19 protein-coding genes are annotated in these 14,387 nt (G+C 63.6%); 7 read left to right on the forward strand and 12 right to left on the reverse strand.

All coding sequences use genetic code 11. The annotated features are described in order from the left end of the window. Positions 1-35: 35 nt before the first annotated feature. From llg_RS15685 to llg_RS15710, 6 genes are all read left to right on the forward strand, one after another. Complete coding sequence (locus tag llg_RS15685) at positions 36-695, forward strand: response regulator transcription factor (RefSeq protein WP_338285633.1); 660 nt, start codon at positions 36-38, stop codon at positions 693-695. A gap of 49 nt (positions 696-744) precedes the next feature. Then, positions 745-1,368 (forward strand): hypothetical protein, encoded by a 624-nt coding sequence (locus llg_RS15690; RefSeq protein WP_338285634.1) that lies wholly within the window; start codon positions 745-747, stop codon positions 1,366-1,368. 112 nt (positions 1,369-1,480) lie between these two features. After that, positions 1,481-2,704, forward strand: coding sequence for a TCR/Tet family MFS transporter (locus llg_RS15695; protein ID WP_338285636.1), 1,224 nt, complete (start codon positions 1,481-1,483; stop codon positions 2,702-2,704). Positions 2,705-2,762: 58 nt separating this feature from the next. Further along, a complete protein-coding gene (locus tag llg_RS15700) occupies positions 2,763-3,983 on the forward strand; it encodes a hypothetical protein (RefSeq protein WP_338285637.1) in 1,221 nt (406 codons plus the stop codon). A gap of 138 nt (positions 3,984-4,121) precedes the next feature. Continuing rightward, the gene (gene fabV / locus llg_RS15705) at positions 4,122-5,312 is read left to right on the forward strand and encodes an enoyl-ACP reductase FabV (RefSeq protein WP_338285639.1); all 1,191 of its coding nucleotides are present in this window, start codon (positions 4,122-4,124) and stop codon (positions 5,310-5,312) included. Between the two features lie 280 nt (positions 5,313-5,592). Beyond that, on the forward strand, positions 5,593-6,150 hold the full coding sequence (locus tag llg_RS15710; RefSeq protein WP_338285640.1) for a hypothetical protein: 558 nt from the start codon (positions 5,593-5,595) through the stop codon (positions 6,148-6,150). A gap of 111 nt (positions 6,151-6,261) precedes the next feature. Here llg_RS15710 and llg_RS15715 read toward each other — a convergent pair whose 3' ends face one another. The 11 genes from llg_RS15715 to llg_RS15765 all read right to left on the reverse strand — a co-directional run bounded on the left by llg_RS15715 (position 6,262) and on the right by llg_RS15765 (position 12,859). Beyond that, positions 6,262-7,524 (reverse strand): sigma-70 family RNA polymerase sigma factor, encoded by a 1,263-nt coding sequence (locus llg_RS15715; protein WP_338285643.1) that lies wholly within the window; start codon positions 7,522-7,524, stop codon positions 6,262-6,264. A gap of 197 nt (positions 7,525-7,721) precedes the next feature. Beyond that, positions 7,722-8,126 carry a YciI family protein gene (locus tag llg_RS15720; protein ID WP_338285645.1) on the reverse strand — a complete coding sequence of 135 codons (405 nt, stop codon included), beginning with the start codon at positions 8,124-8,126 and terminating at the stop codon, positions 7,722-7,724. A gap of 28 nt (positions 8,127-8,154) precedes the next feature. Next, the gene (locus tag llg_RS15725) at positions 8,155-8,514 is read right to left on the reverse strand and encodes a DUF1428 domain-containing protein (protein WP_338285646.1); all 360 of its coding nucleotides are present in this window, start codon (positions 8,512-8,514) and stop codon (positions 8,155-8,157) included. 13 nt (positions 8,515-8,527) lie between these two features. Further along, on the reverse strand, positions 8,528-9,436 hold the full coding sequence (locus tag llg_RS15730; RefSeq protein WP_338285647.1) for an SRPBCC family protein: 909 nt from the start codon (positions 9,434-9,436) through the stop codon (positions 8,528-8,530). A gap of 12 nt (positions 9,437-9,448) precedes the next feature. After that, positions 9,449-9,856, reverse strand: a complete 408-nt coding sequence (locus llg_RS15735) for a VOC family protein (protein ID WP_338285649.1) — start codon at positions 9,854-9,856, stop codon at positions 9,449-9,451. A 16-nt stretch (positions 9,857-9,872) separates the two neighbouring features. Continuing rightward, on the reverse strand, positions 9,873-10,238 hold the full coding sequence (locus llg_RS15740; RefSeq protein WP_338285650.1) for a YciI family protein: 366 nt from the start codon (positions 10,236-10,238) through the stop codon (positions 9,873-9,875). A gap of 19 nt (positions 10,239-10,257) precedes the next feature. Further along, positions 10,258-10,641 (reverse strand): hypothetical protein, encoded by a 384-nt coding sequence (locus tag llg_RS15745; protein WP_338285651.1) that lies wholly within the window; start codon positions 10,639-10,641, stop codon positions 10,258-10,260. A 28-nt stretch (positions 10,642-10,669) separates the two neighbouring features. Continuing rightward, positions 10,670-11,200 carry an SRPBCC family protein gene (locus llg_RS15750; RefSeq protein ID WP_338285652.1) on the reverse strand — a complete coding sequence of 177 codons (531 nt, stop codon included), beginning with the start codon at positions 11,198-11,200 and terminating at the stop codon, positions 10,670-10,672. A 59-nt stretch (positions 11,201-11,259) separates the two neighbouring features. Continuing rightward, positions 11,260-11,514, reverse strand: a complete 255-nt coding sequence (locus llg_RS15755; protein ID WP_338285654.1) for a hypothetical protein — start codon at positions 11,512-11,514, stop codon at positions 11,260-11,262. Further along, entirely contained in the window at positions 11,511-12,308 is a 798-nt protein-coding gene (locus llg_RS15760) for a thioredoxin family protein (RefSeq protein WP_338285655.1), read from the reverse strand. The genes llg_RS15755 and llg_RS15760 overlap by 4 nt, the downstream gene beginning before the upstream one ends. A gap of 26 nt (positions 12,309-12,334) precedes the next feature. Next, positions 12,335-12,859 (reverse strand): DUF1579 domain-containing protein, encoded by a 525-nt coding sequence (locus tag llg_RS15765; protein WP_338285656.1) that lies wholly within the window; start codon positions 12,857-12,859, stop codon positions 12,335-12,337. Between the two features lie 197 nt (positions 12,860-13,056). Here llg_RS15765 and llg_RS15770 point away from each other — a divergent pair, with 197 nt between their 5' ends. Further along, positions 13,057-13,425 (forward strand): VOC family protein, encoded by a 369-nt coding sequence (locus llg_RS15770; RefSeq protein ID WP_338285657.1) that lies wholly within the window; start codon positions 13,057-13,059, stop codon positions 13,423-13,425. Between the two features lie 40 nt (positions 13,426-13,465). On the opposite strand, the gene llg_RS15775 is transcribed toward llg_RS15770, so the two are convergent. Continuing rightward, positions 13,466-14,233, reverse strand: a complete 768-nt coding sequence (locus llg_RS15775; protein WP_338285659.1) for a ferritin-like domain-containing protein — start codon at positions 14,231-14,233, stop codon at positions 13,466-13,468. Positions 14,234-14,387: the final 154 nt, after the last annotated feature.

Genomic DNA, 14,387 nt, shown 5'->3' on the forward strand with positions numbered 1-14,387 from the left:
GCAGCGATGCTTCTCGTGGAGTACGATTCCCCCCTATGCAGCGCAGTGCCGTCCCGCCGGAAAACGGCCAGGATACCATCCGGGTGGCGATCGTCGAGGACAACGATTGGATCAGGGAGAACCTCGCGGACCAGATCGGCGGTGCCCGTGGATTCGAATGCAGCGGCGTGTTCCGATCCGCCGAAGATGCCTTGAAAGCGTTGTCGCACGATGCTCCGGACGTGGTGCTCATGGACATCAATCTTCCCGGCATGACCGGCATCGAGTGCGTCCGGCTGCTGAAAGCCCAGCTTCCGGAGATCGATGTTCTCATGCTGACGGTGTGCGATGACCACGAACGGATCTTCGAGTCACTCAAGGCCGGGGCCAGCGGCTATCTTTTGAAACGAACGGCCTCCTCCGCGCTTCTGCAGTCGATCTCGGACGTCCACCGCGGCGGGGGTCCGATGAGCGGCTCCATCGCGCGCAAGGTCATCGAATTCTTCAACAAGAAGGGCATACCCTCCCCGGAGATTGCGAGACTCTCGCCGCGTGAACGCGAGATCCTAGACCATCTGGCCGATGGCGCCGCCTACAAGGAGATTGCGGACCTCGTTGGTCTGGCCTTCGACACCGTGCGAATGCACGTGAAGAGCATCTACCGGAAGCTCCACGTCCATTCGCGCGGAGAAGCCGTGGCGAAGTATCTCAAATGAGCCACCAGGCCCGGACAGACTTCTTCGTGGGACTGAACAGGCTACCGGGATGATCGCCTACCGGACCTCGATGGCGGGCCCGCGGGAGGGATCGCTGGACCTCGCCGGGGTGAAGGACCGGGTGTATGTGCTCCTCGATGGCCGCCTGCAGGGCGTGTCCGGACGCTCGAGGTCCCCGGCCGGAGCGCTGCCGCTGAATGTACCGGCCGGAAAGCACGCGCTGGACCTGGTGGTGGAAAACATGGGACGGATCAACTACGGCCCGTGGGTGAACGACGAGCGCAAGGGGGGGGCCGCGCCGGTGACCTTCGGCGAGAAGGAATTGTCCGGATTCTCGATGGTGAACCTGCCACTGCAGGCCCCCTGGGCCACGAAGTTCGAGGAGATCCAGGATGGCAAGGCTCGCGGGGCCGGAACGCTTTACCGCGGTGTGATCCACGTCGGCGCGCCCGCCGATACCTGGCTGGACATGCGAGGGTTCGGCCGCGGCATGGTCTGGCTCAACGGCCACAACCTCGGGCGCTACTGGAAGGTTGGTCCCGTGCAATCCATCTTCGTGCCCGGCTGCTGGCTGAACGCGGAGAAGGACAACGAGGTGATCGTGCTCGAACTGGAATCCGAGAATCCGCCGCTGCAGGTGGCCACCAGCAAGGACGCGATCTGGGGGAATTGATCTGTTACGGGCCAACCGATGGTTGGGCGCTGGATGGGTTTCATCTGCCTGTCCAATCTCAAAGGGCGCACTACATTCTTCCTCTGGCGGGCTTGCTGGCTATGGTCCGCCCATGGCCCGCCCGAAGCCCGCGATCATTTTCATCTTCATCACCCTGTTCCTCGATATCTTCGGGATCGGGGTGATCGTGCCCGTGCTGCCGAAACTGGTGGAGCAGCTCCAGGGAGGGGACTTGCAGGCGGCCTCTCATTCGGTCGGCTGGCTGGGAGCGCTCTATGCACTGATGCAATTCCTGTTTTCGCCGGTGCTGGGAAGCCTTTCGGACCGGTTCGGTCGGCGGCCGGTGATCTTGTTCTCGCTGCTGGGGTCCGGCATCGACTATCTGGTGCTGGCGTGGGCGCCGACCATCGGCTGGCTCTATCTGGCGCGGGTGGTATCCGGGATCACGGCGGCGAATTTCTCGGCGGCCAGTGCCTACATCGCGGATGTGACGCCACCGGAGAAACGGGCGGCCGGGTTTGGCATGATCGGCGCGGCGTTCGGGCTGGGATTCATCGCCGGTCCGGCGATCGGTGGACTGCTGGGTGCGCATGGACTGCGCACGCCATTTTTGGTGGCGGCCGGGATCACGCTGCTCAACTGGCTCTATGGGGCGCTGGTGCTGCCGGAGTCGCTGGCACCGGAAAACCGCCGCCCGTTTCACTGGGAGAGCGCCCACCCGCTCAAGGCGCTCAAGGCATTGGGCCGGTGGCCGCTGGTGTCGGCGTTGGCGGGCACGCATTTCCTCACGATGCTGGCAGGCAACATTTACCCCTCCCTGTGGGTGCTCTACACCGGCCATCGCTACGGGTGGCAAAGCCGTCAGGTGGGGATCTCACTGGCGCTGGTGGGGGTGTTGGCGGCGATCGTGCAGGGCGGGCTGGCGTCGCGGATTCTGAAGGTGATCGGCGAGCGCCGTGGGGTGTTCGTCGGTCTCGTGGCGATGGCGGTGGCGATGACCTGCTACGGCGCGGCTCCGGTGGGCTGGATGGTTTACGGGATCATCTTCATCGGGTCGCTGGCCGGGGTGGGATCACCCGCTACGCAATCGATCATTTCCCAAGCCGTGCCCGCCGATGAGCAGGGCGCGGTGCAAGGCGCACTCAACAGCATCACCAGTGTTTCAGGCATCCTCGCGCCGCTGGTGTGGACCTCGTTGTTCTCCGTGGCGATCGATTGGAAGCGCCCGTTTGATCTGTCCGGTCTGCCGTTTTTCGTGGCAGGGGTCGTTTCGCTGGCTGCGGCATTTCTGGCTTGGCGGGCCTTCCGGCGCTCGCCGGAGGTGGTCGCGGGGTGAAAGGGCGGGGGACGAAAGACCGTATCGGGCGGTCGTAAGCATGAGGGGATTTGGGTTCATGGGCTTCGCGTGTATCGCGGCAGGCGGGGCGCTGGCCCAGGACGCGTGGGAGCAGCCACCGATTGGGTATTCGAAGGCGGTGGCGAAAGACCCGGCGGGGATGCTCGTGGACGGATCCCTGAAACTTACCGCTACCACGCCGCTGGAGAGGCTGAAGGAGGTGCTCGCGCGGCTGAATGTTCCGGTAGAATCGCAGGTGCTGGTGTTTTCAAAGACCAGCAAGCAGAACCCGCTGATCGATCCGGGAAATCCGCGGGCGCTCTATTTCTCCGAGAGCACCTACGTCGGCTACGTTCCGGGCGGACAGATCGAGATCATTTCCCACGATCCGGTGCTGGGACCGGTGTTCCGGACCCTGGATGCGGGCGGGCCCGCGGCACCGGTGGCGCAGCGTCAGACGGCGGATTGCCTGTCCTGCCACGGCACCGCGCGGACGCTGGATGTGCCGGGCGTGCTGGTGCGTTCGGTGTTCGCGGATGCGGACGGGCGGCCCTTGCTGGAATTTGGCAGCGTGGATGTGAATGCCACCACGCCTCTGGAACAACGTTGGGGTGGGTATTACGTGACGGGACGGAGTTCGCTGCCGCATTTGGGCAACCGGTTTTTCCGCAACGGCGAACAGCCGGACACCTCTACCGCGGCGGTGCAGCTGGATCAGGTGGGCGACCGCGTCGACCCCGCGAAATACCCGCGTGCGACCAGCGACATCGTGGCGCTGCTGGTGCTGGAGCACCAATGCCAAGTCTACAACCTGATGACGTCCGCCTCCTACCGCTACCGACGGATGAGCTGGATGTCCCGAGCGTTCGATGCCAAGGCTGACCCGGACCACGGCACGGCGGGCAAGCTGGCGGATGACGACGCCCTGAAGATCGTGGACGCCCTGCTTTTCAAGGATGCCGCGCCGATGGGCGATGGTGTGGAGGGGGATGAGGCGTTCCAAACTGCCTTCGCGAAACGGTTTCCGGTCACCGGCGAGGGCGACTCGCTGACGGAGTTTCACCTTGGCGCGAAGCTCTTCAAGAACCGCTGTTCCTACATGGTCTACTCCGAGGTCTTCCAGTCCCTGCCCATGCGGGTGAAGACCGCGGTGGTGAAGCGGCTGGGAGCGATCCTGGAGGCTCCGGAGGAAATGGAGGGCTACGGTTACCTGAAAAAGCCCGAGCGGGAGCGCATCGTTGATATTTTAAGAGAAACGCTTCCCATTTACTCTCAATAGGATGTGCGGCGGATGGGGCGGGAAAACGGTTCGGCTTGTTCAAAGCTTGCACACCGTCCAAGGTTCCGGTTCACGATTTGCCCAGCCGGACGGCAGCGGGGTTCCCGCGTCCGGTTTCCGAACACACGACCCACCACCATGATTATCTCTCCCAAGGTCCGCGGTTTCATCTGCACCACCGCCCATCCAGAAGGCTGCGCCAAGCACGTGGCCGACCAGATCGCCGTGGTCAAATCCCGCGGCCCGATCGCCAACGGCCCGAAGAAGGTGCTCGTGATCGGTTCTTCCACCGGCTACGGCCTGTCTTCCCGCATCGCTGCCGCCTTCGGCTCCGATGCCGCCACCATCGGCGTGTTCTTCGAACGTCCGGGTGAGGAAAGCCGCCCCGCCACCGCCGGTTGGTACAATTCCGCCGCCTTCGAAAAGGAAGCCGCCGCCGCTGGTCTCTACGCCCGCTCGTTCAATGGCGACGCCTTCTCCGATGCGATGAAGGCCGAGGTGATCGCCGCCATCAAGGCCGACCTCGGCCAGGTCGATTGCGTGGTCTACAGCCTCGCCTCCCCGCGCCGCACCGATCCGAAGACCGGTGAAGTCTACTCCTCCGTCCTCAAGCCGATCGGCCAGAGCTACTCCGCCAAGAACCTCAACACCAACAGCGGCGTGGTCAACGAGGTGTCCATCGAACCGGCCCAGGGTGACGACATTCCCCAGACCGTGGCCGTGATGGGCGGCGAGGACTGGATGTTCTGGATGGACGCCCTGCTCGAAGCCGGCGTGCTGGCCGAAGGCGTGCAGACCGTCGCCTACTCATACATCGGGCCGGAAGTCACCTGGCCGATCTACAAGCAGGGCACCATCGGCAAGGCCAAGGAAGACCTCGAGCGCGTTCAGCGCGAACTCGACGCCAAGCTCGCTCCGCTTCAGGGTAAGGCTTGGGTGTCCGTGAACAAGGCGCTGGTCACTCAGGCCAGCTCCGCCATCCCGGTGGTGCCGCTCTACATCTCCCTCCTCTACAAGGTGATGAAGGACGAAGGCACCCACGAGGACACCATCGAGCAGATGGACCGCCTCTTCCGCGAGCGGATGTACAACGGCAACCCGCAGCCCGACGAAGCCGGCCGCATCCGTGTGGACGACTGGGAAATGGCCCCGGCCGTTCAGGCCCTCGTCGGCGAGCGCTGGAAGGAAGTGAACACCGAGAACCTCTCCGAGCTCGGTGACTTCGCCGGTTACCAGTCGAGCTTCCTGCGCCTCTTCGGCTTCGGCCTTGAAGGCGTGGATTACGCCGCTGACACCGATCCGTCCATCGGCGTGCCGTCGATCAAGTAAGCGGCATCTGATACTGGTTTTTCAAAAAGCGCCCCGGTTCACGCCGGGGCGCTTTTTGTTTCCTGATGTAGTCGAAAGCTCCGCTTTCGAATCGTCTCCGCCAGCTCCAGTTGGCGGGGGCTCACCGGCCAAACGACCTCCACCCCGAAGAGGGAAAGCGGAGCCTCCCCCTACATTCTGAAAGCAGAGCTTTCAGCTACATCGTGGAGAGGCCGTGCGACCTTTCCACTCGCGGAGGAGGTGAAACCTGATATGTCTGAGTCTATCGGATTCTTCCGCCATGAGCGTTCCTCTCGTTCCCCCGCGTGTTCAGGAACTCCTCGTTCCCGGGGAGGAGGTGCTGTGGGTGGGGAAGCCGGCGATCCGGCCCATTGTTGGGAAAGCATTGTTCGTCCCGATTGTGTTGGCCGGAACTCTGATCCTGCAAGGGATTGGTCGTCCCGATGGATCGCCGCTCAACTCTACGCTCTGGATTTTCGCTGTCGCGGTGGCGTTGGCGATCGCGAAGCTTGGGTTCGACCTCTTCCGTCGCGGAAACGCATGGCAGGCATTCACCAATATGCGGGTGTTGCTTCCCTCGGGCTGGGATCATGCCGGGATCAAGCCGGTGAACTACGGTGACATCCGGGAGATCAAGGAGGAGGCAATCGGATTCGGACAAGGAAACCAGGGGATTGGAATCTGGACCCACGGTCATGATCTGCGCCGCATTTTCCCCCGCATCGTCATTCCGGGACGTGATGAACACCAAACCGTCTTCCGCGTCCTCCGCCGCACCTGGCTGATCGCAACGGGCGAGCTTCCTCCGTCGGCGATGGAGTGGGAGCCGCGGTTGTGATCCAAGGAGCAAGGACATTCCTGTCCTTGTTGGGAAGAGTCATTGCGCTGAACGACTCCAACCATCGGAGTCTCTTCAGGCAAGGACAGGAATGTCCTTGCGCCCTGATGGTCATTTCACCAGACAGGCTCTCAGACGGTCGGTTAGAAACAGCTGCTCGGCTTTTACAGCAGTAAGCTGGAGGGCTCGGGTGAAGGAGGCGGCGGCGGCCTCGGAGTCGCCGAGGCGTTCCTGAAGATCACCGAGCACGGCGTGCAGCAGGTAGTAACGCTCGAGTTGCCCGCTCTTCCAGATCGGTTCCAGTGCCGTGATTCCCGCCTCCGGACCGTGAACCTCGGCACACGCGACGGCGCGGTTCAGCGCCACCACCGGGGAATCGCTGATCGTGAGCCAGCGGTCGTAGTGGGCGAGGATGCCGGGCCAATGGGTGGAGACGGCATCGGGTGCGGTGCTGTGGTGGGCGGCGATTCCGGCCTGGAGATGATACTCGGTGAGGTCATCGCCACGGGCGGAGAGCGCGAGGTGGCGCAGCCCGCGGCCGATCATGGCGTGATCCCACAAGCCGCGGTCCTGATCTTTGAGAAGCAGGATATTGCCCTGCAAATCCTCGCGTGCGGGGAGCCGGGAGGCATTGAGCAGCATCAACGCCAGCAAGGCATGCATGCGCGGATGGTTCGCGGCGGGATGCTGGACCAGGGCATCCGCCAGGCGGATCGCCTCATGGCAAAGCTCGGCGCGGATCACGCTGTCGCCGCTGGAAGCGCTGTAGCCCTCGTTGAAGAGCAGGTAGAGAATGCGGAGCACGCCATCGAGACGCGGGGCGAGTTCTTCTCCGGCGGGGATTTCAAACGGAATGCCCGCCTCGGCGATGCGCTGGCGGGCGCGGGTGAGACGCTTGGCGATGGCGGCCTCGGTGGTGAGGAAGGCGCTGGCGATCTCCGCCGGGCTGAAGGCGCAGAGTGTTTTCAAGGCGAGCGCCGTCTGGGCATCCTGGGGGATGTCCGGGTGGCAGCACGCGAACATCAGCCGCAGGCGACCGTCCTTGATCTCGTCCTCGAACCGCGGCGCGTGTTCATCGCTTTCCGGCCACTGCTCCAGCGAGGCGGTGATCTCGGGCAGCTTGTCGTGGAAGACCTTCTCGCGGCGGATCAAATCGAGCGCGCGGCGTTTCGCCGTCTGCATGAGCCAAGCGGCGGGGTTGTCGGGGATGCCGTGGTAGGGCCACGTTTGCAGCGCCCGCACCATGGCTTCCTGGACAACGTCCTCCGCGAGCTGGAGCCGGTGGATGCCGAAGATCCCCGTCAATGCGGACACCAGTTTTCCCGCCTCATGACGGAAGAGATGGTCGGTGAGGCGCGGGATCTCAGTACTCATGCTGCGGGTAGGATGACTCGCTGAGGCGTCGGGCCGGGTTTGGACAGAATTAACAGAATTTTTCAGAATTTACAAAATAGAGGAAGGAGACCTCTACAAGTGAAGGCGATTTCCCATGGTTCCTGTTAATTCTGTCTGAATTGGCCCGATCTACCGGGAGCGAGGCCCGGCACTCTCGGTGGGAACGTCCTACCTTGTTAGCCCTGCGCGGCTGCGGCGGCCTCCAGGTTCATGCGCTCGATCGGGCACGATGGCGCGACCGGGCGGACCTCGACGATGATGCCGTGGGGCAGGCCGGGGCACTGCTTCGCGATTTCCACGGCTTCGTCAATGCTCTCGACGTTCACGTAGAAATAGCCGCCGACGGCTTCCTTCGATTCGGCGAAGGGACCGTCCGCCACGTTGGCGTTCTTGCCGGTGATGACGCGGCCTTCGTTCTCGAGCGGGCTGGCGGCGATGAGACGGCCATCGCTCTTGAGGCCTTCGACCCAATCGTTCCAGCGGGACATGACGTTCTGGATCTCGTCCATCGAGAGCTCCTTGCACCAATCGGTGCCGCGGAAGAGGATCAGGTGGCCGGTGCTGTGGGTGGGGATGATCATGGTTTCGTGGTGGTGGGAGTTTGGAAAATCAGGAGACGAGGGTAGTGAAGCCGCCGTAGATCATGCGGTTGCAATCGAAAGGCATGGTGGTCGAGGTCATCATGGGTGCCATCCGGGGATCGTTCATCACGGCCGTATTGATGGCGTCACGGCGTTCGCGGGATTCATAGGTGATCCAGGCGAAGACCACGGTTTCGTCAGGATTGGCCCCGGCGGCTTTCTGGAAGGTCACGGTCTTTTCCTGGTCGAGATCGTCGCCGACGCACTCGCGGTAATCCAGTGCTCCGTGGTCCAGCCAGATCTGGCGGGCCAATTCGGCAAGCTTGCGGTAGTCCTCGATATTGGCCTTCGGGACGGGGATGACAAATCCATCGACGTATTGGCTCATGGCGGTGGGCGGTTCAGGTGGTTTCGAGATAGGTTTGGAGCCGGTCGAGCGATTGCGACCAGCCGGTTTGCATGCCGGCGAGGTAGGGCAGGGATTCCGGGGTGGGACCACCGTTCAGGCGGGCATGGAGTTTGAGCCGGGTTTTGCCTTCCTCCGGTGTGAAGGTGACGGTGTTGTGGACTTCGAAGAGCGGCTTTTCGTCGGGGCCGAGCGCGGCACTGAGAAACTCCAGCCGCTCCGGCGGAGCCACGTCCTGCACCACGCCAGACATCGGATAAACGGTGCCATCCGGCGCGCGCATGTGGATGTGGATGAGGCCGCCCGGCCGGGGCTCGAATTGGCAAAGTGGATTGGTGAAGCCCTCCGGTCCCCACCATTCAGCGAGGCGGCCGGCATCGATCCAGGCATCGAAGGCGTCCTCCACGTGGGTGTCGAGCAGGCGGGATTGGACGACCTCGCGCAGCTTCGCATCCTCCAGATAGGATGCGAGCCGGTCGAAGCATTCGCTCCAGCCGCCGCGGTGGCCTTCCAGCGATTGCTGGGTGGCGAAGACTCCGTGGGTGAACTCCATCCGTGTGCCGCCATCGGCATCATCGGAAAGCAGGACCGTTACCAGCGTTTCGGGGCCGGGGCCGTAGTCCTCCTCCCACACGTGGGTGAAGACGATCTTCCGGTCCTCGATCAGCTCCTGATAGACGCCGCCGAGCCGGAACTGGGTGCCCTCACCGGAGAGCATGCAGGTTCGCCACGCGCCGCCGACGCGGAGATCGCCCTCCGAGAACGGGATGGTGAATCCATGCGGCGCGCACCAGTGGTCGAGGTGGGCCTTCTCCGTCCACGCCCGATAGACCAGCGGCCGCGGGGCATCGAAGACGCGGGTGACGACCAGGATCGGATCGGACGGGGCGGAGGTGACGTTCATGGCGCGGTGGGGTCAGGCTTTCTGGACGGCGGCCGGGTCCATCCACATGTATTCCCAGACGTGGCCATCCGGGTCCTGGAATCCATGGCCATACATGAAACCGTGGTCCTGAGGTTCCTTGTAGGTGCTGCCCCCGGCGGCGACGGCCTTGGCGATGGTGGCGTCCACTTCCTCGCGGCTTTCACAGGAAAGGCAGACGAGAACTTCGGCGGTTTGTTTCGCGTCGCTCACCGGCTTCGGCGAGTACAGGGCGAAATGGCGGTGCGTGAGCAGCATCACGTGGATGGTGTCGCTCACGATCATGCAGGCGGCGTTGTCGTCGGTGAACTGGGCGTTGAAGCTGTAACCGAGCGCGGAGAAGAATTCCTTGGAGCGTGGCAGGTCGGCCACGGGCAGGTTGATGAAGACGAGTTTGTTCATGGGTAGGGTGGGTGGATCAATCACGGCACGGGCCGGTGACGGCGGGACGGACTTCGATGATGGCTCCGGCGTCGAGCGCGGGGAAACGCTTCGCGATGGCGATGGCCTCCTCCTTGCTGGCGCAGTCGATGATTTCGAAGCCACCGATGACTTCCTTCGATTCGGAGAAGGGGCCGTCGGTCACGAAAACCGAGCCGTCTTTCCGCCGGACCACGGCGGTGGTGTCCGGCGGCTGGAGGCCGACGGCGTGCACGGCCACGCCCTTGTCGACGAGTTCCTGGTGCCAGACGCCGCAGGCCTCGTGGACCGCGTTGCGCTGGTCGGTGGTCAGACTGTTCCAACGCTCGGGATCGGCGTGGATGATGAGAAGGACGAATTGCATGATGGCGGGAGGTAGTGGATCAGCGGAGAAGCCCGGCGAAGGCCTTGCGGGCATCCCACAGCAGGTAGAGGGCGGCCACGCAGATAAGGATCAGCATGGGATTGTAGAGCCCTTCGCCATTCGCGATGAAGACGGTGAAGGCGAGGATGTTGACGATGATCGGACCGAGCACGAGCAGGCCGATATTGCGGGTCTTCGGAATCATCACGAGGACGGCGCCGACGAGCTCGAACACCTTCACGAAGGCGAGGTAGCCGGTCGGGCCGAAGGCACCGGTGAACATCGCCTTGGGCGTGCCTGGCTCCAGCGTCTCCGCGGGCATCATCCCGAGGAAGAACGTAACGCTGGCCATCAGGAACAACAGGCCGAGCAGGACGCTGGCGACGGTGGGAATGTATTTCATAAAATGGATGGTATGATTGAACGGTAGGTCACTTCTTCTCCACGATCTCCTTGAGATTGCTCAGCCCCTTTTCGAAGTCCTTGCCCACGAGCTTGTCCATGTTCATGACCAGCCCGAAGGCCTTTGCCATGAAGTTGTTCTTGCCGGTCATGGTCCACGTCACCGTGGTGCCGCTGCCTTCGGGGGCGAGGGTGAACTCGGCGGTGTTCGTGGCGGCGAAGGGCTTGAGGAATTCGAGCTTCATCGTCACGCGCTTGGCGGGGTCGCTGTCGGTGATGGACATGCGGCCTTCGCCGACCTTGCTGTTGCCAACCCAGGCGTAGGACGCCCCCTTGCCGGAAGCGGGGCCTTCGTAGGTGACCTTCATGGCTGGATCCATTTTCGCCCACGGCGACCAGTCCTGCCACTTGTGGTAATCGTTGACGTGCTCGAACACCGCGGCGGGCGGCGCGGCGACGGTGGCGCTGCGGGTGATCTTGAAGTCCGCCGGTTGCAGGGCTGCGACAACGAGGAAGACGATCACGGCGAGGCCGAGGGCGAGGAGGATCTTTTTCAACATGGGGAAAGTTCGCTAGGGATGGACTAACAGGAAAGCGGGCGAAGGGGCGGGGTTCAAGCTCACAGCGGCCTCCTCGCGCGCAAGCGACGGAACCGTTGCACGGCGAGGAAGAGCAGCGAGAGCACGCACAGGCCGAGCAGCGCGTGGCGGAGGAAGGCCGCCGCCGGGATCGAGAGACCGATGCCGCTGGCCAGCGCGACATAAGCCGCGAGGCAGGCCGGGCATTTCGGCATCAAGACCAGCACCGAGCCGGGGAGCGCCCACCGGATGAACCCGAGGACGCCCCGGCCGCGGCACGCGCAGCCCGCCTTCATGCGATGGCCTCCGTTTCCTTCTTCGAGCCGCAGCAGCACGAGGAGCTTTCCGCGGACTCGTATTTGTCGTGGTGGCGCAGCCAGTTCGGGGCCGGCGGCGGGGCGGTTTCGCAACGGCCCTTCGGCGTGAGGTCCAGGAAATGGTGGGTGCCGAGCAGCGCGTCCAGCCCGCGGGCGTAGGCGGAGTAGGTGTGGAAGACGTTCCCGTCCTCATCCTTGTAGAAGACGCTGATGCCCGGCAACTCGTCGAAGGGGTAGGGGGAGGTGCCGTAGTTGTATTCCTTGCAGCCCTCTGCGACTTGCTCCGGCGTGAAGGACACCTTGTAGTCGTAGTTGAAGTCCGAGCCGTTGGAGGAAACCCACTTGAATTTCCAGCCCATGCGGGCGCGGTATTTCTCGATCTCCGCCAGCGGCGCGCGGGAGACGCAGAGGAAATTGACGTCCGCCTGCTCGAAGTGCTGCTGGGGTCCCTCCACCTGGTCGGCGAAATGGGAGCAGCCCACGCAGCCTTCTTCCCAGCCCGGGGCGAGCATGAAGTGGTAGAGGATGATCTGGCGCTTCGACCCGAAGAGATCGGCGAGCGTCTGTTTCCCGTCCAAGGTGTCGAAGGCGTAGTCCTTCTCGACCTTCTCCCATGGCAGGGCGCGGCGGGCGGCGTTCACTTCATCGCTCAGGGCGGTGAGTTCCTTTTCCTTCCGCAGCAGTTCCTTGCGGGCGGTGATCCATTGGTCGTGCGGGAGCACCGGATGGCCGGTGATGGCGTCTTCCACGCCGAGAGTTCCTTGGTGTTTCATGACGGTGGGTGGCTGGGGTTCGGAAATCACTTCACGCGGTGGGCGTGGACGGTGACGCAGGTGCGCCACTCGCCATCATCGTTCTGGATCGCGCTGGTGAAGAGCTTGTGGTCCGGCGTGAGGAGTTGGATGCGTTCGCGGAAGCGCATCAGCTTGCCCGGCTCCAGCGGGCAGGAGCCCTCGGTATGGAAGGTCAGCACGGTGCCGTTGTCCGTGACCTCGCCCTCGTAGGTCCAGAGGCGGCTGGTCATGGTGTCCACCCAGGTGGCGAGGTACTTCTGTTTCTCCGGCGAGTAGCCGATGGTGAAAATCGCGCCGAAGGGCATCTCGGGCGATTCGCTCTTCGTCTCGCTGATGAGCCAGAAACCGCCGAGCATGCGGCTGCTGTCGTGGCCCACGGTTTTCATCGGCGGCTGGTCCGGCATGCACTGGAGTTCGGCGGAAGTCTTCCATTCGCCGGCGAGGCGCTCGAGCCAGGCGTGTTCGGCGACGGGAGACGGCATCTGAGGCATGCCGGTGGCGGGGGCTTCGGGAGTTTGGGTGGTGCTCATGGTGATGGTGGTTTTGGAGTTCGATGAGGTGGTGAAGTTTCGATCTTCACCCTATCGACGAACGGCGGACGCGGTTCTGGACAGGCGCGGACATTTTTTCGGAAAAAATTCCCGCGGGTTGAAACGGTCGTTCGAATTATATCTCCGCATTCGGACACTCCTTCCACAGGAACGGCGGACGTGCTAGGGCTTTTGGGATGCGCGTGTCCAATGTCCTCGCGGTGGTGTTGGTGGCCGATTTCGAAACCTCCCGGGCGTGGTATGCGCGGCTGCTGGGGAGGGCGCCGGACCGCGTGCCGATGGACGGCTGCGCGGAATGGCAGCTCACGCGCGATGGCGGGCTGCAGGTGGTGCGGGATGGCGCGAAGGCCGGTTCATGCCACGCCACCTTCGGCGTGGAGGACCTGGAGCTCCAGGTGGCGTTCCTCGAAAAGGCCGGCCTCGTGGCGGGTCCCATCGAGACCGGCCACATGAGCACCGGGGAAACCATCCGCATCGCCCGCCTCCGCGATCCTGATGGCAATACGATCATCTTCGGCGAGGAGCCGGAGACGCGGCCGGGGTGAAAACCGGAGATCCGGTGTTCTGCTCACCCGTCGTGGGCTCTCACGTGGCCTCCTGCATCAGCGAACCGGTTTCGGCGAGCCGATCCGCGCGGGCCTTCTCCAGATCGCCGCGCAGCCCGATGATGAACTTGCCCATGTCCCGCCAGATCGTTTCGTAGAACGCGCGGTCGGTGGCTCCGAGCGCGCGCAGGGCCCCTCGGTGGTTCACCCACAGCACCGTGCCCGCCGCCAGCCCGCGCAGCAGGAACAATCCCTCCCACAACTTGCCGTAGTTCCGCCCATGTTGCAGCGCCTCGCTGGTGAGTCGGGCGCGGTGGAAGGCGATGTGGCCCGCCTCGTCACGGATGATCAGGCGGCACATCCCGCGCAACGCTTCATCGCCGCCGTGGCGATGCAGCATCTTGTAGTAAACATGGCTGACGATCTCGGTGAGCAGCAGCGCGTAGAGCTCGAAACTCACACCGAGCCACCGCCGCAGGCCGCAGAAGAGCCCGAAGCTCCAGTGCGATTCGATCGGCTTGCCGCCGAGGCGGGCCAGCATCACACCGAGCAGCCGGGAATGCTCGACCTCCTCCTTGAACCACAGGTCGACCAGCGTGCGGATGCCGGGATCGGAAGCCAGCAGGCTCTCCCGGTTCCACGCGATCAGATAGGCCGGGCCGCCGCCGTCACCGAGTTGGAATTGTTGGATCGAGCGCGTGAGTTTCGCGAGGCGCTTCCCTTGGAGATCGAGCGGCGCTTCCCAGTCGGGTTCCGGGCGCTCAATTCCATTGCGGCGGAAGTGGGAGATCCAGTGGTCGATGTTCATGACGGCCGGACGTTCCCATGGAATTGGGAAGATCCGGCGCGCGGGTCATGAAAAGCGGATGAAGATTGGGGGAACGATGGTGGCCGAAAGCTCTGCTTTCGGATGGTCCTGGATGGCTCCAGTCATCCAGACGGGGCGGCTTGTCAGGCCTCCC

This window comes from Luteolibacter sp. LG18, from assembly GCF_036322585.1.
In the GTDB taxonomy this organism is placed as follows: Bacteria; Verrucomicrobiota; Verrucomicrobiia; order Verrucomicrobiales; family Akkermansiaceae; genus Luteolibacter.